15 protein-coding genes are annotated in these 26451 nt (G+C 44.6%); 9 read left to right on the top strand and 6 right to left on the bottom strand.

All coding sequences use genetic code 11. The features are described 5' to 3' along the window. Positions 1 to 44: 44 nt before the first annotated feature. A complete protein-coding gene (locus DN53_RS06290) occupies positions 45 to 521 on the top strand; it encodes a TspO/MBR family protein (protein WP_129653547.1) in 477 nt (158 codons plus the stop codon). Between the two features lie 67 nt (positions 522 to 588). Here DN53_RS06290 and DN53_RS06295 read toward each other — a convergent pair whose 3' ends face one another. Next, positions 589 to 1134 (bottom strand): DUF1697 domain-containing protein, encoded by a 546-nt coding sequence (locus DN53_RS06295; protein ID WP_242502081.1) that lies wholly within the window; start codon positions 1132 to 1134, stop codon positions 589 to 591. A 56-nt stretch (positions 1135 to 1190) separates the two neighbouring features. Between DN53_RS06295 and glpK the strand changes: the two genes are divergently transcribed. Next, positions 1191 to 2687 carry a glycerol kinase GlpK gene (gene glpK, locus DN53_RS06300; RefSeq protein ID WP_129653548.1) on the top strand — a complete coding sequence of 499 codons (1497 nt, stop codon included), beginning with the start codon at positions 1191 to 1193 and terminating at the stop codon, positions 2685 to 2687. A gap of 34 nt (positions 2688 to 2721) precedes the next feature. Next, positions 2722 to 3450 carry an MIP/aquaporin family protein gene (locus tag DN53_RS06305; protein WP_129653549.1) on the top strand — a complete coding sequence of 243 codons (729 nt, stop codon included), beginning with the start codon at positions 2722 to 2724 and terminating at the stop codon, positions 3448 to 3450. On the opposite strand, the gene DN53_RS06310 is transcribed toward DN53_RS06305, so the two are convergent. Both DN53_RS06310 and DN53_RS06315 read right to left on the bottom strand, forming a co-directional pair. Beyond that, positions 3451 to 4722 (bottom strand): BaiN/RdsA family NAD(P)/FAD-dependent oxidoreductase, encoded by a 1272-nt coding sequence (locus DN53_RS06310; protein ID WP_129653550.1) that lies wholly within the window; start codon positions 4720 to 4722, stop codon positions 3451 to 3453. It lies immediately after the preceding gene. Beyond that, complete coding sequence (locus DN53_RS06315) at positions 4722 to 5417, bottom strand: glycerophosphodiester phosphodiesterase (protein WP_129653551.1); 696 nt, start codon at positions 5415 to 5417, stop codon at positions 4722 to 4724. Before DN53_RS06315 ends, DN53_RS06310 begins: the two co-directional genes overlap by 1 nt. A 248-nt stretch (positions 5418 to 5665) precedes the next feature. Here DN53_RS06315 and DN53_RS06320 point away from each other — a divergent pair, with 248 nt between their 5' ends. Next, positions 5666 to 6085 (top strand): hypothetical protein, encoded by a 420-nt coding sequence (locus tag DN53_RS06320; protein WP_129653552.1) that lies wholly within the window; start codon positions 5666 to 5668, stop codon positions 6083 to 6085. A gap of 50 nt (positions 6086 to 6135) precedes the next feature. Here the strand turns inward: DN53_RS06320 and DN53_RS06325 are convergent, their stop codons facing one another. From DN53_RS06325 to DN53_RS06335, 3 genes are read right to left on the bottom strand one after another with little or no spacing between them, the layout of a single operon-like run. Further along, complete coding sequence (locus DN53_RS06325; RefSeq protein WP_129653553.1) at positions 6136 to 7926, bottom strand: alpha-amylase family glycosyl hydrolase; 1791 nt, start codon at positions 7924 to 7926, stop codon at positions 6136 to 6138. A 30-nt stretch (positions 7927 to 7956) separates the two neighbouring features. Further along, complete coding sequence (locus DN53_RS06330) at positions 7957 to 10263, bottom strand: glycoside hydrolase family 65 protein (RefSeq protein WP_129653554.1); 2307 nt, start codon at positions 10261 to 10263, stop codon at positions 7957 to 7959. 49 nt (positions 10264 to 10312) lie between these two features. Then, positions 10313 to 11332, bottom strand: coding sequence for a LacI family DNA-binding transcriptional regulator (locus DN53_RS06335; protein ID WP_129653555.1), 1020 nt, complete (start codon positions 11330 to 11332; stop codon positions 10313 to 10315). Positions 11333 to 11698: 366 nt separating this feature from the next. Between DN53_RS06335 and DN53_RS06340 the strand changes: the two genes are divergently transcribed. From DN53_RS06340 to DN53_RS06360, 5 genes are all read left to right on the top strand, one after another. Beyond that, complete coding sequence (locus DN53_RS06340; RefSeq protein WP_129653556.1) at positions 11699 to 14839, top strand: SusC/RagA family TonB-linked outer membrane protein; 3141 nt, start codon at positions 11699 to 11701, stop codon at positions 14837 to 14839. A gap of 18 nt (positions 14840 to 14857) precedes the next feature. Beyond that, positions 14858 to 16399 (top strand): RagB/SusD family nutrient uptake outer membrane protein, encoded by a 1542-nt coding sequence (locus DN53_RS06345; protein WP_129653557.1) that lies wholly within the window; start codon positions 14858 to 14860, stop codon positions 16397 to 16399. A 150-nt stretch (positions 16400 to 16549) separates the two neighbouring features. Then, positions 16550 to 19882 (top strand): VCBS repeat-containing protein, encoded by a 3333-nt coding sequence (locus DN53_RS06350; protein ID WP_242502082.1) that lies wholly within the window; start codon positions 16550 to 16552, stop codon positions 19880 to 19882. Beyond that, on the top strand, positions 19879 to 23220 hold the full coding sequence (locus DN53_RS06355; protein WP_129653559.1) for a VCBS repeat-containing protein: 3342 nt from the start codon (positions 19879 to 19881) through the stop codon (positions 23218 to 23220). Before DN53_RS06350 ends, DN53_RS06355 begins: the two co-directional genes overlap by 4 nt. Further along, positions 23213 to 26449, top strand: coding sequence for a VCBS repeat-containing protein (locus DN53_RS06360; protein WP_129653560.1), 3237 nt, complete (start codon positions 23213 to 23215; stop codon positions 26447 to 26449). The genes DN53_RS06355 and DN53_RS06360 overlap by 8 nt, the downstream gene beginning before the upstream one ends. Positions 26450 to 26451: the final 2 nt, after the last annotated feature.

Below are 26451 nucleotides of genomic sequence, written 5' to 3' on the forward strand. Positions count from 1 at the left end.
GGGGATTCAAATAAATTCTTATTTTAGTTGACCTAGTGCCAGCCATGAAAAAAAGAATCATTTACATTGCCATCAGTGTTGCCGTTTGTCTACTCATCGGCTTCCTTTCAGGTTTTGCAACGCAAAGCTCTGTAAATGAATGGTATACCACTTTAAACAAACCCTCATTTACCCCACCCAATGAGCTTTTTGCTCCCGTCTGGACCGTACTCTATGTGTTGATGGGGGTTGCAGCCGGGGTAGTCTGGTCCAAGGGGTACCACCACATTTGGGTGAAAACAGCCTTATATCATTTTGTTTTCCAACTGCTTTTCAACGCTTTGTGGAGCATTGTTTTTTTTGGGTTGAAGAATCCTTTATTGGGCCTTGTGGTGATTTTGGTATTGCTCACCTTGATCATGTTGACAATCAAATGGTTCAAGGTGGTGAGCAAAGCTGCCGCCATTTTAATGATACCCTATCTACTATGGGTTTGTTTTGCCGCCGTTCTCAACTATAAGGTCTGGGAACTTAACCCTTAGGGTTAGTTCAAGCTCAAATCCAAGTGCAAGTTCAAGTGCAATATTAAACGTGGGCCGCGAGGCTGTTTCACCTACTTTTTTGGACCATATCCAGTAGTTTTTGCATGGTTTTTAAGTTGCGGGTTGTGGCTTCCACCTTAAGCTTACGTTCCAAGAGGTTGTTGTTGAGCTTGGCATTTCCATAACCGTTTTTGCACAATAGGTAAACGCAGGTATCCGTGATGTGAAAATCTTCATGATCAAAATGGAGTTCATTGAATTCACGAACAGGTTCTTTCTTTGGAGGATCTTTAAGCAACACAAAATAGAGTTTGTTTTCCTCAGCTTCTTGCGCGAATGGATTGTTCTCCAAAATTTTCTTGATCTCTTCTTCCAACACTATCAAAATGGGCACTTCAAATCCAAAATCCACCAAAATAGCCTTCTGGATTTGGTCTTCAAGCACTCCCTTGTTCAATTCCTCACTGCCAAAAACCACATTGCCACTCTGAATGTAAGTCTCCACATGGTTCAATCCTGTTTTGATCAGGGTTTCCCTTAGGTCTGCCATTTTTATCTTCTTTTGGCCACCCACATTGATTCCCCTTAAAAGTGCTATGTAGTTATACATCATGTTAAAAAGCTACCCAAATTAATTTTAGTAAATTCAATCGCATTAAATTAACTAAAATGAACCAATACATCCTTGCTTTGGATCAAGGCACCACCAGTTCCAGGGCCGTGATCTTTGATCAAAGGGGAACCATTATCTCAGTGGCCCAGAAAGAATTCACCCAAATTTTCCCAAAACCGGGATGGGTAGAGCACGACCCCAATGAAATTTGGGCCACCCAAGCGGGAATGGCCGCCGAAGCCGTTAGCAAAAAAGGATTGAAAGGGGAACAAATGGCTGCTATTGGCATCACCAATCAGCGTGAAACCGTAGTGGTTTGGGACCGAAACACGGGGGAACCGGTCTACAATGCCATCGTATGGCAAGACAAGCGCACAGCCGACTATTGTGATGTACTGAAAAAGCAGGGGAAATCAGAAATGATCCGTAAAAAAACAGGATTGGTCATTGATTCCTATTTCTCCGGAACCAAGGTAAAATGGATTTTAGACCATGTGGAAGGTGCCCGGGAAAAGGCCGAAGCCGGTGATTTGATCATGGGTACCATTGACACCTGGCTTATCTGGAAAATGACAGAGGGCAAGTTGCATATCACAGATGTTACCAATGCCTCGCGCACCCTTCTTTTCAATATCAACACCATGCAATGGGATGATGAGCTGCTGGAGTTGCTCACCATTCCGAAGAGCATGCTCCCGGAAGTACATCAATCCAGTGAAGTATATGGCTTCACCAGTCCTAATTTCTTTGCTTCCAAAATTCCCATTGCTGGAATTGCCGGAGACCAGCAAGCTGCACTTTTTGGTCAAATGTGCACTAAAAAAGGTATGGTCAAAAACACCTATGGCACAGGCTGCTTTATGCTCATGAACATTGGGGAGACCCCGGTAGTGTCCCAAAACAATCTATTGACCACCGTGGCATGGAAAATCAACGGAAAGACCCAATATGCCCTGGAAGGGAGCATTTTTATTGCCGGAGCAGTGGTACAATGGCTTCGGGATAGTTTAAAAATCATTAAAACCTCCTCGGAAGTTGAACAACTGGCTGGAGGGGTCAACAGTTCGGATGGAGTCTATTTTGTCCCTGCCTTTGCCGGTTTGGGTGCCCCGCACTGGAATCAACATGCCCAAGGTACCATTTTTGGGTTGACGCGCGGAAGCACCGACGCCCATATTGCGCGGGCCGCTTTGGAATCCATTGCTTACCAGACCATGGATATCCTTAAAGCCATGGAAGCTGATTCTGGTATTTCCATCAAGGAACTTCGGGTAGATGGCGGTGCTACCATCAATGATATGCTCATGCAGTTTCAGGCCGATGTTCTGAACACCGTTACGGTTAGACCAAAAATCGTGGAAACCACGGTCATGGGTGCTGCCTATCTGGCGGGGTTGGCCGTTGGGTATTGGAAAAGCACCTCGGAAATACAGGATATTTGGCAGGCCGATGTACATTTTCAGCCTGCCGAGGAACGGGAAAACATAGATAAAGGCATACAAGGATGGTACCGGGCCATAAAAGCTTTGGAACATTGGACGGAAAACCCATAAATTAACCGACTGTAAACACTAAACCAAAATCCATATGACTCCCTTCATTTCCGAAATTGTGGGCACCTTCCTTTTGATTCTCTTAGGGTGCGGTGTCAATGCCAATGTCTCTCTACAAAAAACCTATGGAAATGGTTCTGGGTGGATCGTGATCACCACCGGATGGGCCTTTGCGGTTTATACCGGGGTCGTAGTTGCCGGACCTTACAGCGGTGCACATCTCAATCCGGCCGTTACCATTGGTCTGGCTGTGGCAGGGGAATTCCCCATGGACGCTATCCTAAGCTATGTTACAGCGCAGTTCATAGGGGCCATGTTGGGAGCTTTTTTGGTGTGGCTGATCAACAAAGACCATTTTGATGCCACTGCCGATGGAAACACAAAGCGGGCCGTCTTTTGCAATGCTCCGGCCATTCCCAATACCTTTTTAAACCTTTTGACCGAAATCTTGGGCACTTTTGTTTTGGTGTTTGCCGTACTGTATTTTACCGATGCCATGATGTCCTCGGACAATACCATTATTGGTCTGGGTTCATTGGGCGCCTTGCCCGTAGCCTTGATTGTTTGGGGCATTGGTCTGTCTTTGGGAGGCACCACAGGCTATGCCATCAATCCGGCCAGGGATATGGGGCCTCGAATCATCCATGCCTTAGTTCCCATAAAAAATAAGGGGTCCAACGGATGGGGTTATTCCTGGATTCCAGTCATAGGCCCAATATTGGGTGCGGCATTGGCTGCCGGAATTGCCATGCTCCTACAATAATCATTCGGATGAGGCTATGGCCTGTGCGGCCAAATAAGCTCCTGTCCATGCATTTTGAAAGTTGAATCCGCCCGTAATGGCATCCACGTTAATGATTTCCCCAGCGAAATAAAGATTGGGAATGATTTTACTTTCGAACGTTCTAAAATCGACTTCCTTCAAATCCACCCCTCCCGCAGTAACGAACTCTTCCTTAAAGGTGCTTTTTCCTTCCACCTTAAAAGAGGAAGCCGTGAGTTGTTCGGCCAAATTTTGAAGTTTCTCTTTGGTAAGGTCAGCCCATTTTTCATCTTTTTTGATGCGTGCCGCATGGACCAATTTTGCCCAAAGTCGGCGGGGTAGTTCAACGGCATGGGTTCTCAAAACCGTTTTTTTGGGTTCCACTTCCTTTATTTTCCGGAGTAGTCGTTCCATGGAAGCAGTTGTATACTCCGGTGTCCAATTGATGTTCAACCGGAATGCATAGTTGTATTTGTTCAAAATATTGGCCCCCCATGCGGACAGTTTTAAGATGGCCGGGCCACTCAATCCCCAGTGGGTAATCAACAAAGGGCCTTCGGACTGTAAAACGGGTTCCTCCTTTTTAGCACTTTTTAGGTTCAGTTGGACTTTATCGGAAGAGAAAGTTCTCTTTGGAGGGATTTCAGCAGAAACATAGGCACTTATTCCTTGGATTCCGTTGATTCGTTCATCATTGATATTGAACGTGAAAAGGGATGGTACGGGAGAGACAATGGTATGCCCCATTGCTTTCAACTGCTCCCATATTTTGGGGTTACTCCCTGTAGTAAGCAGTAGCTTTTTGGCATGGTAGTGCTTGTTCATGGTGGTCACCTGCCATTCCTCCCCGTTTTTTTCAAACTGTTTTACAGAGCTGTTCCGCAAAATTGTGATGCCCAATCGTTCGGCCTCACCCACAAGGCAGTCTATGATGGATTGTGAAGAATCGCTTTCGGGAAATACGCGTCCATCCTCCTCAATCTTGAGGGGCACTCCCCGTTCTTCAAAAAAGGCCATGACATCCATGGGGGCATAATTGTGGAAAGGCCCCAGAAGCTCTCTTTCCCCACGTGGATAGTTGGTGGAAAGTTCCCGAGGGGAAAATTCGCCATGGGTCACATTGCACCGGCCACCTCCCGAAACCTTTACTTTGGACAGTACAGTCTTCCCTCGTTCAAAAATGGCAATCTTGGCATGGGGTGCCCGCTCCGCAATATGGATTCCGGCATAAAAACCGGCAGCACCTCCGCCAACGATAATTACATCGAACATTAATGGGCACGTTCAGGATAATCGGTAATGATACCGTCCACCCCAAAATCTTTCATTCGTTGGATATCCCCAGGTTCATTGACGGTCCATGTATAGACTTTCAATCCTTCGTCCTGCATTTGTTCCACATTCTCCGCGGTCAAGGTGGTGTATCTTGGGTTTATGGCCACAGCATTCAATTCTTTGGCCACTTCAATGGCTTTTACGGGATCCTCGCCGGTAAGTACCGCTATCTTGATATCCTTGTTGAGCTTTCGCATTTCCTTGAGCTCGTCCCAATTGAAACTGGAAATGACAATATTGTCCGGTGACCAGCCCCTATTTTCAATATAACTTTTCACAATAAAGTCCACTCTCTCCGATGTTCCCGCTCCCTTCAACTCTATATTCAATCCTACTTGGTTGTCAATGAGTTTCAGTACATCCTGCAACAAAGGAATTGAATGTCCCCCATCTAAAATAAGCTGCTTCATGTCAAACACATTGAACTCTTCTATTTTACCGCCTCCATTGGTCAATCTATCCACAGTATCATCATGAAACACCACAGTTTCGCCACTTTCTATTTGAAAAACGTCTATCTCTATCATGTCCACTCCCAAGTCCATTGCCTTTTGAACGGACGCCAATGTGTTTTCGGTTTCGTGGCCCATGGCACCTCTATGTCCAATGACCAATGGTTTTGATTCTTTCATTCCGCAGCTATTAGAGAGTATTATGACAATTGATATCCAAAGTAGATTTTTTTTCATTTTTCCGATTTTATGGTAGTTAAAAATACAACATGAAAATTGAATCTGGGAACTACATTTAAAAATGAAAAATTCACGAATTAGTCCATCAAAAAGAATGATATTAATTTTTTAAAGCGCTGATTTTTATCGATTTGTTAAATTTTATTTAATACATTTATCATATTCGTAACCAATAAAAAACTACAACCATGTTTTCAAAATCCAATTTGCTGGCCACCTTGGTCGCAACGATTGTCATGTTTTTTCTGGGATACCTCATTTGGGGTCTCGCCACCGTAGACTTTTTTACTGAACATACCATTGTCAACGCCATGAAAGAAGTTCCCGATCTTGGGATTATAGCTCTAGCCAATCTTATCGCCTCCTTTATCCTCAGCACCTTGTACAGCAAATGGGCCCGGGGCCATCACTCCTTAGGCCAAGGATTTGAGTTCGGGGCATGGATAGGTGCTCTTGTTGGATTGGGCTCAGGGCTCATTGCCTATGCCACCATGAGTTTGATGGATATGACCGGCCATATTGTTGAAGCCGTTCTGGACATTGTTTTTTACGGAATTATAGGAGCCATCATTGCACTGATCTACCAAAAAACAGCTGCAAAATCGTAAGGCAACTAACCAACCTTAAACTGGAGCGGATTGCAAAGCAATCCGCTTTTTTATTGGCCCAATTTAAAAATGTAGGATTCCAAAGGCTGTAGTTCCACCCACACTTTTCCCTGCCCATTCTCCACCAATAAGGTCGATTCCACTTTTCCATATAGTTCTTCGGAAAGGTCGTAAACCGCATCTTTCAATTGCCATTTGGCTATGAGATCTTCCGGAACCTTAAGTTCAAAAGCATAGTTTTTATGGGCATCGAAATTGGAAACGACCAGTAGTTTTTCACCATCGGTCCATCTCGCAAAGGAAAGGACCCTATGATCATAGTTCTCGGTACGTTCCTTGTTATAAAAATGGATTTCTTGGTATTCGCCCATCAAAGCAGAGCTTTGTTTGGTAAAGTTCAAAAGGCGGGCATAAAAATCCCGGAGCTCCTTTTCTTCTTGTGACAATTGACCTCCATCAAATGCTTTATGGTTCATCCAACGTTGATGGTGGGGCACTCCAATATAATCGAAAATCGAGGTACGTGTGGGCTTTCCAAAACCCGCATCCTCTGCAGCGGGCTCGCCTACCTCCTGTCCAAAATAAATCATGGTTGGCGATGTCCCAATAGTGGCCGAAACAACCATGGCCGGCTTTCCAATTTCTGCTTTACCCACAAATTCCGGACTGGCGATTCTTTGCTCGTCGTGGTTTTCCAAAAAATGGAGCATGTGGTGCTCAATATCCAGCACTTTTTGTTGCACCACGGGAATATGGTCTGTCCAGCCATACCCCTTCATGATATGTTTTAAACCATCATACAAATCCACTTTATCGTACAGGTAGTCCATTTTCCCCCGTTGGATATAGTCCCGATACAGGTCTGGATTGTATACCTCAGCCATTAAAAAGGCGTCCGGTTTCTTCATTTTGATGTTGGAATTCAGGTAGCTCCAAAACTCCACCGGCACCATTTCCGCCATGTCATAGCGAAACCCATCCACACCAAAATCCAACCAGTACCGTGCAATATCCCTGAACTTTGCCCAAGAATCGGGCACGGTCTTATCTTCCCAAAACTGAAAGTGTTCCGTATAATCCTTGCCCTTGAAATCCCAAGGCAATTCATCAAAATCCTTGATGCCATCCGGTCGTACCCCGTAGTTGATCTTTACGGTTTCATACCAATCGTTGAAATGGGGTTGGGCCATTCGGGAACCATTTCCGGTCCATTTGGCGGGGTTTTCCTCAAGTTTTTGGTTTGATAACGGAACGTTTTTTCCGCCTAGAGGCACATATCCATGTTCCCAATGGGGCAACTGAAACGGCTGACCAGGGATGTAATAAAAATTATTGTTGACATCGTATTCCTTCGTAACATCGTCATGGGCGCCCAAGTCCACCACTCCTTCAGGGTTATTGGTCCCTTCATATTTGCGGGCCACATGGTTGGGAACTATATCTATGATCACCTTCATTCCCAATTTATGGGTCCTTTGGACAAGTTCGTTGAATTCATCGAGTCGCTTGGCAGGATCCAAAGCCAAATCAGGATTCACATTGTAGTAGTCCTTTACTGCATAAGGTGAGCCCGCACGTCCCTTGACTACATTATAATCGTCATTGGAAATGCCATAAGCAGTATAATCATTGACCAATGCATGGTGCAGCACTCCGGTATACCAGACATGGGTGACCCCCAAAGCTTGGATTTCCCCCAAAGCTTTTTCAGTAAAATCCGCAAACTTCCCCAGTCCATTTTCTGCAATGGTCCCCCATGGAATGTTATGGGTATTGGTGTTTCCAAAAAGTCGGGTAAAGACCTGATATACTATGGCTTTTTGCTTCATGGGGTCTCTCATGGTTTTTCCAACCGCAAAATAAAGGAACTTTTAGGCATGTACCGTTTCCCCAGGCATCAACTGTAGGGGTTTCCCATCTACCTGAATGGTCATGGCTTTATCCCCGGAAACTGTAAAGGCCGTTCCTTGGGTCGAAACCGTCATGGTCACTATTTGGTCCCTAAAATTGATTTTGAAGGCGTACGATTCCCATTGTTCTGGAATTCGAGGCGTAAAATTCAGTACGTTATCCATGACCCGCATTCCACCAAAACCTTCCACAATGCTCATCCAAGTGCCGGCCATAGAGGTAATGTGCAGTCCTTCTTCCACTTCCTTGTTGTAATCGTCCAGATCCAATCGGGATGTTCTCAAGTAAAAGGTGTAGGCCTGTTCCATTCTTCCCAATTTTGCAGCCTGAATACTATGCACACAAGGTGAAAGGGAAGATTCATGCACCGTGAACGGTTCATAGAAATCGAAATGACGCTCCAACTCTTCTTGACTGAAATGGTCTTCGAAAAAGTAGAAGCCTTGGAGCACATCGGCTTGTTTTATATAGGGAGACCGAAGGATACGGTCCCAACTCCATTTTTGGTTGATGGGCCTTTCGGACTTGTCCAAATCTTGCACCCGAACCAATTCCTTATCCAAAAACCCATCTTGCTGCAAAAACACTTGGTGTTTTTCAGAAAAAGGAAAATACATGTTACCCGCCACTTGCTTCCAGTCTTCAACTTCAGTCGAAGTCAACTTGACCTTGGAAACTATGCGTTGGTAATCCTCCGGATAGGCTTTGGAAACTATTTGGAACTGTTCCGCGGCATATTCCATACACCATTTGGCCAAATAATTGGTGTACCAGTTGTTGTTGACATTGTTCTCGTACTCGTTGGGTCCGGTTACGCCCAGCATCACATACTGTTGCTTCTCTTCTGAAAAATTGACCCGTTGGCGCCAAAATCGGGCTATCCCTATCAAGACTTCCATGCCCATTTTGGGGATGTAGCTGTAATCTCCAGTGAAACGGTGATAATTATAAATGGCAAAAGCAATGGCCCCGTTTCTATGGATTTCCTCAAAGGTGATTTCCCATTCGTTATGGCATTCCTCTCCATTCATGGTAACCATGGGATATAGGGCCGCGCCATTCTTGAACCCCAATTTTTCCGCATTCTCAATGGCCTTTTGCAAATGGTTGTAACGGTATTCCAACAGGTTCCATGCCACTTCTTGGTTTTTGGTGGCCATATAAAATGGCAAGCAGTAGGCCTCGGTGTCCCAATAGGTGCTTCCCCCATATTTTTCACCGGTAAACCCCTTGGGACCAATATTCAATCTGGAATCCCTACCGAGATAGGTTTGGTTGAGTTGAAATATATTGAACCGGATTCCTTGTTGCGCCTTTACATCGCCCTCAATGGCAATGTCGCTCATTTCCCAAATCTGGGCCCATGCTTCTTTTTGCATTTGCAGCAAGGTTTCAAAACCGAGTTTGGATGCTTGGTCCAAAACCTTGTTGGCGGCTTCCTGAAGTTGGTCTGCCGGATGGTTCCTGTCCACTGTATAGCCTCCGTATTTTATGAGGGTAAGGGTTTCATCTTTTTTAATACTTACGGAATAGGTATGGCCCACGGAAGTTTCATCTTTCTTTCCAGCCAGATTTTCATCAACCTTGACCCCATCCACATACAATTCACTCTGCATGAAGGTACAGACCTTAAAATGGGTCTTCATGGTATGGGACTCCACAAAAGCTCGATTTTCTTCGGAGGTTACTCCAGTGATGTTCCAGAATTTGTCGTCCCAATTGCTATCCCTGTTTTTTATTCCTCCATCCAGATAGGGTGTTACCATAACATCAGCACCTCCATTAAGCGGTTGTATAGTATATTGTATGGCGCCCACTTCATCCAGGTCCAGACTTAAAAAACGGGTCACTTCAACCGCAATTTCCAAATCATTGGGCAGGATGGCCACAAAACTGCGTTTGTACCACCCTTCCCTCATATTGAGCTCCCTACGAAAGTGATCCACTTTCTTGCATTGGGCCAAATCCAAGGGTTGACCATTCAGTGAAATATCAATAGCAATCCAGTTGGGAGCGTTGAGCACTTTGGCAAAGTACTCTGGGTAACCATTTTTCCACCATCCCACACGGGTTTTATCAGGATAATAGACCCCTGCAATATAACTGCCCTGGAAGGTTTCCCCGGAATAGTGTTCCTCAAAATTGGCCCGTTGTCCCATGGCCCCGTTCCCAAGACTGAACAAACTTTCCGAAGATTGCACCAATTCTTGGTCAAATCCTTCTTCGATAATGGACCAAGGGTGTGCTGTTATGTATTCTTGATTCATTGCTTTAGATAAATGTAATGGCAAAGATACTTATACCATAAATCCTATGTTAATGGACTATGGAATCCCGAATTACCAAGGTGGGTTCAAGGATTTTGGTCTGGTAGGTCTCTTCATCTTCCTCACTTTCTACCTTATCGATCAACATTTGGGCAGACATCTCCCCCATTTTTTCCCCATGCTGTGCCACCACCGTTAAGCTTGGGTTGGCATATTTGGATAAAACTCCGTCCGTAAAACCAATAAAGGATATATCCTCAGGGATTCGTAGACCACTCTTTTGGGCCAATCGCATACTGTAGACGGCAAATATTTCATTGACACACAGTACGGCGTCCAATTCTTGGGTCTCCAAAAAGGTTTTAATACCAGCCTCATCCATTTCCATGGTGGGTAATTTTAGAATTTTGGATTCATCCACCCCAATTCCCATTTCGGTGAGGGCCTTTTTGTATCCAACTGTTCGGGCCTTGCTCACACTGAGGTAATCATCGGTTGTGATGAGCGCTATTTTCTTTCTTCCTTGTTCAATCAGTTTTTTGGTGGCCATATAAGCTCCCAATTCATCATCAATGACAACTTTGTCGCATTCAATCTCATTGGTGATACGATCAAACAGTACTACGGGAATACCTTGTTCCGTTACTTCCTTTAGGTGGTTATAATCCCCTTTTTGCTGTGTTTCGGAAGACAAGGACATGATAAATCCATCGATACTGCCATTGGCCAGCATCTCCATATTGATCACTTCCTTATCAAAGGACTCCTCCGACAAGCATACAATTACATTATACCCCCTGGCATTGGCATACTTTTCAATGCCCCTGATCACCGTGGTAAAGAAATGGTGCACAATATCAGGAATGACCACCCCAATGTTCTTGGTCCTCTTGTTCTTGAGGCTAATGGCTATATTATTGGGCTTGTAATTGTACAGTCTGGCAAATGCCTGGACTTTTTCTTTGGTATCCCGGCTAATTTCCTCACTGTTCTTCAGCGCCTTTGAAACCGTTGAAATGGACACTTCAAGTTCTCTTGCTATATCTTTTAGGGTAATTTTTGCTTTCAACAATCAGGGATTTGATTTAATAATAAATTGGAAATTACTCATTATAGAAAAGGGGGCTGACCAAAATATGTTTTTTAACAAAAAACTTTTGAACTCTCTTAAAAACTCTTATAGAAATGTTAAAGCGTTGTAAAAATAAAAAATACTATATTAGCGACATATTACAGAATTCTTATTTTTCTTATCTTATTTTGTAATATGCATAAACCAACCCATTAAGTTTTGTCAACCTTACACATATCCAAAGTTATTAACACGAAACCGTTTTCGTTTGATATTGCGGATATGCTTAGATTTTAATTAACATATTTTTTATATATGTTTAACACTTGAATTAAAATTAACTAAACTTAAAATTAATTATTTATGAAGATTACGCTACTAAAAAGCTTTTTGATGCTTGGGGCATTTTTATGCTTTGGCTTGGCAAAAGCTCAGACAGTGTCAGGTACTGTTTCGGATGCAACTGGACCGTTGCCCGGGGCAAGCGTACTTGTAAAAGGTACTACCAATGGTACCCAGACCGATTTTGACGGTAATTATACCTTGGATGGCATTGAGGATTCCTCTGTTTTGGTATTTAGCTACATAGGTTATAAGACCGTTGAGGTTGGTGTCAATGGGCGATCTACGGTAAATGTAACTTTGGAAGAGGATGCACAAGCCTTGGATGAAGTAGTTATCATCGGTTATGGACAAACCACGATCAAGGATGCAACCGGAGCGGTTGCCGCTGTTACCTCGGAGGATTTCAATGGAGGTATCATCTCATCTCCTGAACAATTGATCCAAGGTAAAACGGCTGGTGTACAGATTACCCAGGCCAGTGGTGAACCCGGAGCTGGAATCGCACTCCGTATCAGGGGTACAACATCGGTCCGTTCCAATAACAACCCACTTTTTGTTGTGGATGGTATTCCTCTTACCAGTGACACGGCACCCGAATCCGGGAACATCGGTTTTGGTACCAGTGGTTCAAAAAACCCATTGGCTTTCTTGAACCCATCCGACATTGAGAGCATGAGTATCCTTAAAGATGCTTCTGCAACCGCAATTTATGGATCTAGGGGTGCCAACGGTGTCGTTATCATAACCACAAAGAGTGGTAAGGGTAGCCAAGGTGGCGTATTCGAATTCAATTCCACTTTAAGTATTTCAAACCCGGCCAATGATTTGCCTCTTTTAGGCAGAGAAGCTTTTCTTGATGCCGTGGAACAGTTTGGCGGGGATAGAGTAGCCCAAGATGCAGGTTACAGCACCAATTGGCAAGATGTTGTGACAAGAAGGGCGGTTTCGCAAAATCAAAACATAACTTACTCAAACAACTACGGAAAAGGTAATATCCGGGCCACTTTTGGTTACGGAAAGCAATTTGGTATTGTACAAAACTCCTCCATGGAGCGAATCACGGGAAGAGTGAACTGGGGTCATCGGTTCTTGGACGACAAATTAAGACTCAATCTTCAGGGAACCATGTCCCGTGTAAACGATGAATCTCCAGCGCTTAGTGGTAGTGCCGGATTTAGAGGAGACCTATTGGGAGCTGCATACTCTGCAAATCCTACTTGGCCCAGCAACCCTGAATACAACTCGGGCGGACAATTGAACCCACGAGTACTTACGGATTACATCCAATCTTTGAGCAATACCAATAGGGCATTGATCAACTTCTCTGCCGAATATGATTTCACTCCGGAACTTACAGGTAAAATCAACTTGGGATACGATAAGTCCGAAGCCACCAGAAATGCAGTCGCTTCTTCCTTGGGACGAAACCTTGATAGGGGAACCTTCGGAAATGGGCGTGGTGCCATCAACAATTTGGATATTGAGAATAGATTGATCGAGGCCACCCTAAACTATAAAAAGGAATTTGAAAACTCAAACCTTGATGCGATAGTAGGTTTCTCCTTCCAAGACTTTGCCAATTCCGGTAGAAATGCAAGAGGTTTCGGATTTGCTACCACTGATTTAAATGAAATGTCGGACCACCTTAATAAAACGGTCAACGTTATCGAACAAAATATAGATGGTAGATACCAACAATACGGATATGCTCCCAACACCAATGGGGTATTTGTCAATAGATTGGTTCCCGATATCGTCACCGACAACCTTGGAACGGTAACCGGAACAAGGGTGAATTCCTTGTTTGTGGATACTTTTGACACTACAGACGAGCTTCAATCCTTCTTTGCAAGGGTCAATTACACCATCGCAGACAAGTATTTGTTCACAGCAACGGTCAGGGCGGATGGTTCTTCAAGATTTGGTGGAAACAACCAGTATGGGTACTTCCCTTCTGCCGCCTTTGCCTGGAAATTGAACGAAGAAGATTTTATTGGTGATTCCGTGTCAACCCTTAAACTTAGGTTGAGTTTTGGTATCACAGGAAACCAGGATGGTTTGGGTCATGCCAACTATATCTTTAGATCACGATACGCTGTTCCAGATCAGGTAATTTCAGATGGTGGTGACATCAACATTCCTGGAACGGAAACCGTGGCCTTCCCCAATGATGATTTGAAATGGGAGGAAACCGTCCAATATGGTGTTGGTATTGATTTCGGTTTTGGAAATGACAGGTTGAATGGTTCGGTTGACTTTTACCGTAAAGACACCCAGGATGTACTTTTACGTGTAAATTCTGCACAACCCGCCCCCCAACAGTTCTTTTTTGGAAACTTTGACTCTTCCATCATAAACCAAGGGGTGGAATTCTCCATAAACTATGATTTGGTACAGAGTGCCGATTTCAATTGGAGTGCCGGTCTTAACGTCGCCTATAACGACAACCAGATCAAAAAACTTAGAAACCCACTCGGAGGACAGGTAATCATCCCATCCGGGCAGATTCGTGGTCAAGGGCTATCCAACGCTTTTTCACAGCGCTTGGAAGAAGGACAACCTTTGTTCGCATTCTTCTTGAGACAGTTTGAAGGATACGATGGCGATGGACAACCCATTTTCACAGGAGGTATCGATAACCAAGTTTACGTTGGCGAAACTGCACTGCCAGATATCACCGGAGGGTTTTCCACAAATCTTAGCTACAAAAACTGGGATCTATCCGCTTATTTGAGTGGTCAGTTTGGAGCAGCGGTGTACAACAACACTGCCAACGCGTTCTTCACCGCAGGGGCCATTCAAAATGCCCGTAACGTGACTCCTGATGTACCTGCCAGTAACGAATCCGGTTTGGCTGAAGCATCCGTGTCCACCAGGTTTTTGGAAAGTGCGGATTTTGTTCGCCTCCAAAACCTGACCCTTGGATACAATGTTCCGCTGAGCGGTGATAACGTCCTGAAAAGTTTGAGGTTATCCGTTACAGGACAAAACCTATTCTTGATTACCGATTACAGCGGTCTAGATCCCGAGGTAAGTGTTACCCCAGGTAACTCCAACGGTTCCACGGACCTATTGAACGGTATTCCAATTGCAGGTATCGATTACACGGCGTTCCCTAGGCCAAGAACTTTCACCATTGGACTAAATGCTACCTTTTAATAAAAAATTGAAAAGATCATGAAAAGAAGAATAATCAAGATTAATCTATCGATTCTTGTTTCGACTGTCCTTGTGCTTGCATGTACAAATTTGGAAGTTGAACCTACGGATTCCGTTTTTAACGAAGCGGACACAGGAGGGTTTGGTGGCGTTAACGCACAGAGTAACCTCAATAACCTGTACAATGATGTTTATGGACAATTGGGGGATCAGGCGAATTTCTTTGCCCTCAATGAAGTATCCACAGATGAGATGTTGGTACCGACCCGTGGTACGGACTGGGGCGACAATGGAATTTGGCGTACCCTGCATACCCACACTTGGGATCCACAGCACCTCTACATTCTAAACGTTTGGAACAACCTGAACCAGAATGTGTACAGGGCTTCGGAAATTATTGACAGTAGAAGCTCCCCTTCGGCACAGCAAAAAGCCGAAGCGCAGTTCTTAAGAGCTTTCAGTATGTTCTTTGTGTTGGATCTATACGGTCAGGTGCCATTCAGGGGACTGGACGACGGACCAAACATCAATCCTGCAGTAATGACCAAACAGGAAGCTTACGACTTCATTGTTTCCGATTTAACGGAAGCCATCCCTAACCTACCTCCCATAGCAGCTGGAGCAGAAGGTTTGAGCAAGGCCTCCCAAGCGGCTGGTCGATTCTTATTGGCCAAGGTCATGATGAATGGGGAACGCTATACTGGCACTGCCGCAGATTACGATGCCGTAATTGATTTGATCGATGCCATCGCTGCCGAGGGATATGCCCTAGAGGATGGTTACTTCGAAATGTTTACAGAAGAGGCCGATACCGAAACCATTTGGTGGGCCAGTACCTCCGTTGGAAACAGGATTTGGAATGGAATGCACTACCATATCGTGGCACCGGACAATACCGGTGGCGGATGGAACGGGTTCAGTACCCTTGCCGAATTCTACGACCTATTTGAAGGAGACCCCAATAGCAACTATGTTGGCGATGGACAAGAGGAAAGAAGAGGCTGGGTTCCTGATGCCAGCAATGCCGATGATGTAAACCTCGGTATTGGATACGGGTTCTTGATTGGCCAAATGTATGATGCAAATGGTGTTGCCCTGAAAGACCGTCCAGGAAATCCATTGGTTTTCACCAAGGAAATCCCCGGATTGGCCGGTAACAATGAACGTACAGGTATCCGTACCATAAAGTACCACCCTGCAGGCGACCGTTCCTTTAACAGTCATGAGATTGTCTTCAGATATGCCGATGCCCATCTTTTGAAAGCGGAAGCCATCTTGAGAGGCGGTGGAGATCCCACTGCATTGGTCAATGAACTCAGAACAATCAGACAAGCAACACCACTTGGTTCTGTTACCGCTCAAGATTTGATCGATGAAAGAGGAAGGGAACTTTATAAAGAGTTTTGGAGAAGAAACGATTTGGTTCGTTTTGGACAGTATACCAAAGATTGGGAATTTAAGGACCCAGGTTCTGTAGGTGATGACACCAAGAACTATTTCCCAATTCCAACCAACGCTTTGTTGTCCAATCCAAATTTGGTGCAAAACCCAGGTTACTAAGCTCAGCGATTCAAAGTTTGAGTTGTTTATATATAAAGAGGCCGCCAATTGGCGGCCTCTTTTCCTATTAGGTCAACCCTTACATTATACAATTATTTACCAAATATTAGGCGATTGTTAACCCTTTCCCTCTTCCAATTTCCTACGGAAATGGTTACCTTACTGTCTACCTCCATGAACCGAATCATAAAAACATACAGGCTGGTTTTGCTAGGACTTTTGTTGGTCATTGGCTGTACAACGTCTGACCCCAATTCCCTTTTTGTCCAAAAAAAATCATCCCAAACAGGCATTACATTTTCCAATACGCTCCACCAGACTCCAGAACTCAATATCCTTAACTACCTCTATTTCTACAATGGTGCGGGGGTAGCTGCTGGAGATTTTAACGGGGATGGAATGGTGGACCTATATTTTACTTCCAATCAAGGTGCAGATAAACTGTATCTCAATAAAGGAGATTTCAAGTTTCAAGACATCACCGAAGCTGCTCAAATCAAAAATGATACAGGTTGGACCACTGGCGTGACCCATGTGGACATCAACAATGATGGTCTATTGGATATTTATATCTGTAAAGTTGGGGACCATGGCCCAATTCGGGGCGAAAACCTACTCTACATCAATCAAGGGGTAAATGCGGATGGGGTTCCCTCTTTTAAGGAAGCCGCCGCCGATTACGGATTGAATTTTATTGGATACTCCACCCAAGCTGCTTTTTTTGACTATGACCTCGATGGAGATCTGGACATGTACCTACTGAACCATTCCGTGAACCCCAATCGCTCATATGGAAAAGGTGCCAAGCGAAAACTGGTGGATTCCATGTCCGGCGATATTCTTTTTCGGAATGACGAAGGTTCTTTTGTAAATGTCTCCAAAGAAGCCGGGATATTTCAAGGGAGTATTGGCTATGGACTTGGGTTGGCCATAAGCGACATCAACAATGATGGATACCCGGACATCTACGTGGGCAATGATTTTTTTGAGAACGACTACCTCTACATCAATCAGAAGGATGGTACTTTCCAAGAAGTCATATCACAAGACCCCAACAAAATGGGGCATACCACCCACTTCTCCATGGGCAACGACATCGCCGACGTGAACAACGATGGTTTGGCAGATATTCTCTCTTTGGATATGCTTCCCGAAAATCTGGAAACCTTTAAAACTTCCGGTGCGGAGTATCCCTATCCGGTATATCAACAATACCTAAAAAATGGATTTGCACCCCAATTTATGCAAAATGCACTCCACCTAAATTTGGATGGGGAGCGCTTTGGGGAAATCGCCAATCTAAGTGGTATCGAAGCCACCGAATGGTCTTGGGGCGCCCTATTTGCCGATTTTGACAATGATGGTTTCAAGGACCTGTTCATTTCCAATGGAATTGTGGGGGTTACCAATGATATGGACTATATCAACTATATCTCCAACGAGGAAATTCAAAAAAATATTACTTCGGGATTATCGGATGAGGACATGGATCTCATTGATCGCTTGCCCAAAAAGAAAGTGCCCAACTACTTCTATAAAAACAGGGATGGGGTCACCTTCAGCAATGTCACCGATGACTGGAGCATTAAAAAAGATTCGTACAGTAACGGATGTGCCTATGCCGATCTGGACAACGATGGGGATTTGGATCTAGTGGTCAATAACGTCAACGAGGAGGCCTTTATCCTTGAAAATACGCTCACCAAAGGAAATTCCATCAAGATTGCATTTGAAGGTTCCCCACAAAACAAATTTGGGATGGGTGCAAAGGCCATCGTGTTTCACAAAAACAATAGAGCCGTTCAAGAGAACATCGCCACACGCGGCTTCCTCTCCGCAAAGGACAACAGTCTTAATTTCGGGGTAGGTAACGATAGTATCATTGACTCCATCCAAATCGTGTGGCCCGGTGGTACACATCAAACCTTACGCAATATTGAGCCCAATCAAACCTTGAAGGTGTCCATAAATAATGCCTCTGGCAACTATTATGAGGAGAAGTCCAACCGGCCTGACACTCCTGTTTTAAGTGCCACCCAACCTTTGGACTTTGTACATAAAGAACAGCCCTCCTTGGACTTTGACCGGAACCCATTGGTTCCTTTTTCCTATGCCAATGAAGGGCCTTCCGTATCGGTGGCCGACGTTAATGATGATGGATTGGAAGACCTTTTCATCAGCGGGGCCAAAACACAGGCTTCCGTACTCTACCTCCAAAACAGTGATGGTACTTTCACTTCACATCAATCCGAACTTTTTGAAATGGATGCCATCAACGAAGATATTGACCATGTCTTTTTTGATGCCGATGGTGATAGCGACCTTGATCTATTGGTGGTGAGCGGCGGCAATGAATTTACAAGTGGTAGACCCCTGCAACCCCGATTGTATCGGAATGATAAAGGAACATTTATCAAAGATGATGGGCAGTTTACCCAAATACAGACCAATGCCTCAAAAGTGGATGCCGTGGATTTTGATCAAGACGGGGACCTGGACCTTTGTATCACCTCAAACACCCTGCCTACACAATTTGGCGAAACATCACAACAATACCTTTTTCAAAATGATGGCCAGGGAACGTTCACCGAAATCACATCTTCCTTTGCCCCCGATTTTGGATCGGTGGGCAACGTAAAGGATTTTGTTTGGGCAGACCTTGATGGAAACAGCTTTCCCGATTTGATTGTTGCAGGGCATTGGACGCCCATCACCATTTTCCTCAACGATGGAAAACAACTTACCCAACAAGAAAACAACGGATTGGAATACACCCACGGTTGGTGGAACTGCATTGCATTGGCAGATTTGGACAAGGATGGCGATTTGGATATTTTGGCCGGCAACTGGGGCCTTAACACCAAGTTTAGGGCCTCAAAGGAAAAACCTATCACGCTTTACATCCGTGATTTCGATGGGAACGGCTCCATAGAAACCGTAGCAACCTATTTTCATGGGGACAAGGAAACCGTTTTTTCCTCAAAGGATGAACTCGCAAAGCAAATGCCCTTCCTGAACAAGAAGTTTCTCTTTTATGAAGATTTTGCCAAAGCATCCCTGGAATCACTTTTTGGAAAAGAAAGTTTGGATGCCGCCATGCAACGAAAGGTGTATCTATTGAATACCTCCTACTTTCAAAATGAGGGGAACGGTCATTTTTCGATTAAGGAATTGCCTCTTTTGGCACAATCCTCAACGGTTAATGATATTTATATTGAAAAGATTGATAAAGAAACGATTAATGAAATATTAATGGTCGGGAATAATTTTGAGATAAGCACCCAACTTGGTAGATTAGATGCTTCGCATGGGCTTTTGTTACAAAATGATGCACAAGGAAATATAACCTGGAAACAAAACTTGAACGTTTCCGGACCAGCCCGGAAAATTGAGAAAATTACACGAAATGGGAACGAGGAATTCATCATCACTCTAAACAACGATTCTCCCATTTTCCTAATCAAAAAACAGAACACGGAATGAAACTCAGATATGCGACCCTATGCCTTGTATTGATTTCACTGGCGTCCTGCGGAGAAAAAAAATCCAATCCAAAAGATGACGTAAAAGAGACCCTTTTCACCTTAATGCCACAGGATGAAACCGGGGTTACCTTTGTCAATGCCGTTGAAAATCAGAAGAACTTCAATATTTTCAAGTATAGAAATTTTTATAATGGTGGTGGTGTTGCCATTGGAGACATCAACAATGATGGGCTATCGGACATCTATCTCACCGGGAACATGGTTCCCAATCGCCTTTATCTGAACAAAGGTGATTTTAAATTTGAGGATATCTCGGAAAGTGCCGGGGTCATGGGCAACAAACCTTGGTCCACCGGTGTGGTCATGGTAGATGTAAACCAAGACGGCCTCCTGGATATTTATGTCTGCAATGCGGGAAACATGGAAGGCAACAACCATGACAACGACCTTTACATCAATAATGGAGACCTCACCTTTACGGAAAAAGCCAATGAATACAATTTGGCCAAGACCGGCTTCACTACCCATGCCTCTTTTTTTGACTATGACAAGGATGGGGATTTGGATGCCTATATCCTCAACAACAGCAACATTCCCGTGAGCAGTTTGGGGTATGCGGAACAACGCGAAGTACGCGCCCAAGACTGGGAAAATGTCCCTGATATCTTTAGGGGGGTTGGCGATATGCTCTTACGCAACGATAACGGCAAGTTTGTGGATGTCAGTGAAGAAGCGGGCATCTATGGAAGTCTTATCGGTTTTGGGTTGGGGGTACTGGTTTCCGATTTTAACGGAGATCTCTACCCAGACATTTATGTTTCCAATGATTTTTACGAAAGGGATTATCTCTACATCAACCAACAAGATGGTACTTTTAAGGAAGAAATCAAGGATTGGACCTCGCATTTGAGTCTTTCCGCAATGGGAATAGACATTGCCGATATCAACAACGACGGACACAACGATATCTTTATCACTGACATGCTCCCCGAGGAAGAGCACCGGGTAAAATCGGTCATGGAGTTTGAAGGCTACAACGTCTTCAACTTAAAACAGAGCAAGGACTTCTACCAGCAATACATCCAGAACACCCTACAGCTCAACAATGGGAACGGTACATTCTCGGAAGTGGCCTATTACAGTGGTATTGATGCCACGGATTGGAGCTGGGCCGGACTTATGTTCGATATGGACAATGATGGCCTAAAGGACATTTTCGTGACCAACGGGATCAACCATGACCTGACCGATCTGGATTTTGTGGACTTTTTTGCCAATGAAATTGTGCAAAAAATGGCATTGACCGGAAAAAAACAGTCCATTGATTCCATCATCAGCAAAATGCCAATCAAACCGCAGCCCAATTATGCCTATAGAAACAATGGCGACATCAGCTTTACGAACGCCAATCAAGAATGGGGATTTGATCTACCATCACGATCCAATGGTGCCGCTTATGGGGATTTGGACAATGATGGGGATTTGGACCTTGTTATCAACAACGTAAATACCGAGACCTTTTTGTACCGGAACAATTCGGAATCACAACTGAACAACAACTACCTCCAGCTAAAGTTCAAAGGGCCCAAGAACAACCCTTTTGCGGTGGGCACCCTGGCCAAGTTCTATTTTGATGGAAACATTGTCAACCAAGAACTGATCCCATCCCGCGGCTTCCAATCTTCCATGGGCTATGAAATGAACATTGGACTGGGCAAAACCGAAACCTTGGATTCCATTCGCATCGTTTGGCCTGACAATCGAACCCAAAAGCTGGAAAATGTAGCGGTCAATAAGGTAATGACTTTGGAACACGCCCAAGCTTCGGAAATGTATGTCCTGCCGAAAAAAGAAACCACGAAATCCTTCCTCAACGAATTGGATTCCAGTAGCATTGCCGCCCATGAAGAGGATGGCTATAATGATTTTGACTACGAAGGCCTTATTTACCAAAAATTATCGCAGGAAGGACCTTCATTGGCCGTAGCGGACATCAATGGTGATGGTAATGAAGATTTCTTTATTGGAGGTGCCCATGGACAGCCAGGCATCCTATACCTGCATACTGGAAACGGAAAAGTCCAACAAAAAACAATAAAAGCTTTTCAGGAGGACAGGGATTTTGAAGACGTCGCTGCTGCCTTCTTTGATGCGGATGGGGACAACGACCTAGACCTTATGGTAGGTTCCGGGGGCAACAATCTGGATCTACAAAGAAGCTACAGACCGCGTTTGTACCTTAACGATGGTAAGGGTAATTTTACAAGGTCTGAAACCGAACTGCCTTCTACCTTCAAGAATATTTCAACCATTTCCCCTTACGATTTTGATAACGATGGAGACATGGATGTCTTTATTGGCTCTCGGAGTGTGGTGGGTGTTTATGGCCTTTCCCCAGACCATCTTTTCCTTGAGAATATGGGAGATGGCACGTTTGCCAATGTAACCGAACGATTGGCGTTTGACCTTAAGGATGCCGGTATGGTCACCGATTCCAAATGGGCGGATATGGACGGGGATGGTAAGGACGACCTCATTGTAACGGCGGAATGGGACACCCCAAAAATTTATAAAAATACTGGGCGAAGACTTACTAAAATGCCCTCTTCACTGGACAGCCTTTATGGATGGTGGAACACGGCCGAAACCGCAGATTTGGATGGAGATGGAGACCTAGACCTTATTCTGGGCAACCAAGGGCTCAATCTACACTACAAGCCTTCCCATGGGCAACCCATGAAAATGTGGATCAACGACTATGACAACAACGGCACCATTGAGCAGATTTTCACCTTGCAAAAAGATGGGGGAGATTATCCCATCCATCAAAAAAGAGAGCTCACGGAACAACTGCCCCCGCTTAAGAAACAAAACCTAAAGGCATCGGATTATGCGCATCGGACCATACATCAACTTTTTCCAGAAGAGGTATTGAACAAATCCATTGTAAAGAAAGTGGAAACCTCAGCATCCGTCATTGCCATAAATGAAGGGGGTGGAAAATTCACCATTAAGAACCTTCCTCCAAGGGTGCAATTGTCCTGTGTTTGTGACATTACCTGCGCAGACGTGAACAACGATGGCAACCTAGATCTCATCATGGCTGGGAACAATTATGAATTCAAACCCCAATTTTCAAGGCTGGATGCCAGCTACGGAAACCTTCTACTGGGTGATGGCCAAATGGGCTTTGAATGGCAGAATTATGACATGAGCGGCTTTAAAATCAAGGACGAAGTGAAATATTTGAAGCAGTTCAAGGATAAAAATGGAAAAACTTTTGTCATTGCCGCCATCAATAACAATAAACCCAAGATATTTGCCATCAATGAATAAACTGTTGGTCATATTTCTAACGGCCCTGATATGGGGAGGATGTAAAAAAGGAGGGGACCTTTTTGACAATCCCGACCCAAAGGCCACTGGAATTACTTTTACCAACACCCTTACTTCCACGGACAACCTCAGCATTTTGGACTACCTCTATTTTTACAATGGTGGTGGGGTATCCATTGGGGACATCAATAATGATGGGCTCCCTGATATTTTCTTCACCGGAAACCAAGTAAAGAACAAACTGTACCTGAACAAGGGCAATCTCAAGTTTGAGGATATTTCGAATACCGCAGGTATTGAAGGTAACAGCAGTTGGAATACCGGGGTTACCATGGCCGATGTGAATGGGGATGGCCTTCTGGACATTTACGTCTGTGCCGTGGTGGGCATCAATGGGTTCAACGGCTTTAACGAGCTTTACATTAACAATGGGGACAATACCTTTACCGAAAGTGCCGCCCAATATGGGTTGGATTTTGACTCGTACAGCTCCAATGCCACTTTCTTTGATTACGACCTGGATGGCGACCTTGACCTATATCTCCTCAACCATGCCGTGCATACGCAGAATTCCTTCGGGCGTTTCGACCTGCGCTTTGAGCGCCGCTATGAAACCGGGGACAAACTCCTTCGGAACGATGATGGCCAATTTGTCGATGTCAGTGAAGAAGCCGGAATCTATGGCGGAGTGAACGGATATGGCTTGGGTCTGGCCATTGCCGATTTTAATCAAGATGGGTATCCGGACATCTACGTGGGCAACGACTTCCATGAAGACGATTACTACTATTTGAACAATGGGGATGGCACATTTACCGAAAGCCTAAAAAAATATTTTGGACACACCAGTCGATTCTCCATGGGAAATGATGTGGGTGACATCAACAATGATGGTAGGCCCGACTTCATGTCCTTGGACATGCTGCCTGAAGATGAAGTGGCCTTGAAATCATCGGAAGGGGATGACAACATCCAGACCCAAAAACTCCGCGTGGATCGGTATGGATACCACTACCAGTTTACCCGCAATATGTTGTTTGTGAACCAGCCTGATGGCAACTATATGGAAACCGCCTTGATGAGCGGTGTCGCCGCCACGGATTGGAGCTGGAGTGCCCTTTTTGGCGATTATGATCTGGACGGACATCAAGATATCTTTATTTCCAATGGGATTCCCAAGCGACCAAACGATTTGGATTTCATCAAGTTTGTCTCCAATGACCAAATTCAGAAAAAACTGGACAACACCAAACTTGTGGACCAAGAAGCTTTGAACTTAATGCCTTCGGGCAATGTGCACAATTATGTTTTTAGGGGCGGTGAAGACCTCATGTTCCAGGATATGTCCAGTAATTGGATCACCAAGGACACCTTGATTTCCGGGGCAACCGCCATGGGCGATTTGGACAATGATGGCGACTTGGATTTGGTGACCAACAACATCAACCAACCCGCCTCCCTGTATATCGGCAAAGCTTCGGGCAAGGGCAACTACCTAAAAATAAAGCTCCAGTTCACCCCAAAAAATACCTTCGGGATAGGCACCAAGGTATATTCTTATCAAAATGGGGGACTCCAGTTCAAGGAATTGTTCCCTACAAGAGGATTTCAGGCCTCTTCGGAACCCATGATCCACTTCGGATACCAAAAAGACATCCAACAAGTGGATTCCCTTAAGGTGGTATGGCCCAACAAAACCTATCAGGTACTCACCAACGTTCCCGTGAACCAAACCCTTATTCTGAAACCAGAAAATACCAAGCCTTTCGACTACGGTACCTTGCGCAAAAAGGACAAGGAATTGTTCACCCCCGTCAACAACAGCCTAGGGTTGGATTTCACCCATGTGGAAGACAACTACACGGATTTTAACCGGGAAAAGCTGATTCCCTACCAAGTATCGGACAGAGGACCTGCCTTTGCCATGGGAGATCTGAACCAAGATGGCAAAACGGACATCTTTTTGGGCGGTTCAAAATTTATCGCTCCCCAGGTCTATCTCCAACAAGATTCCATATTTGTGGCAAAACGTTATGATGAAATTGCCAATGACTCCATCAAGGAGACCATTTCAGCAACCATTGCAGATTTCAACAATGACAACAAGAACGATATGTTTGTCGGCTCTGGTGGTGGTGATTTTTTTGGCGAATCCGAAGCTCTTTTGGATGCCTATTACGTTCAGACCGATTCCAGTTTCACCACTATGGAGATACCCAAGTTTTTCCAAAACTCATCGGTGGTACGCCCTTTCGATTTTGACGGGGATGGTGACTTGGACGTGTTTGTAGGCGGGCACACCCTTACCGCACACTTTGGAACTCCGGTTGCTTCATACCTTCTTGAAAACAACAATGGAGTGTTCACGGTTTTTAAAGATTTCAACCTTGAGGGCATGGTCACCGATGCGGTATGGGACGATTTCAACGGGGATGGCTCCACGGATCTTATTCTGGTTGGGGAATGGATGTCACCCAAATTTCTGAAATACGAAAACGGGGCTTTTGTAGAGTCCAATCCCATGGATGTAAAAGGGCTCTGGCAACGTATCCAGCCTTTTGATATTGATGGCGATGGGGATACGGATTATCTTCTGGGGAACTGGGGAACCAACTCCAAGTTCCACGCCACCAAGGAATATCCCATGAAGTTGTTCTTCAACGATTTTGATGACAACGGCCAAACCGAAACGGTTACCGCCCTCGAAAAAAATGGAGAGTACTATCCCTTGGAATCCTTGGACGGACTTGCTTCGCAACTGGTTTTTTTAAAGAAAAAGTACACCAATTACCGTTCCTTCGCCGGAAAGACCATGGAGGAACTTTTTGGAAAGGAGTTATTGGACAAATCCACCCTTTGGGAAGTCAATACCCTTGCATCCGGTTTTCTGAGAAACGAAAACGGGACATTCAGTTTTGTCCCCTTTACCAATGAACTACAAGTCTCCCCGATTATGGCCTTCACTACCGCCGATTTTGATGGTGACGGCAAAGCGGAGGTACTGATTGCAGGCAATTACTTTGGGATAAAGCCCTACCATGGTCGTTTGGATTCTTTTCCAGGGGCTTTGCTCAACAGTGAAAATGACATAATTTTAGGAAATCAATTGGGCTTGGACTTTACCAAAAAATCCATGAGACATTTGAGAACAATATCCCTGAACGGACAAAAGTATTTATTGGCCATATTCAATAATGACAAAACACAAGTCTATAAAATCAATAATTAACA

Source organism: Flagellimonas olearia (assembly GCF_004150225.1).
GTDB lineage: Bacteria > Bacteroidota > Bacteroidia > Flavobacteriales > Flavobacteriaceae > Flagellimonas > Flagellimonas olearia.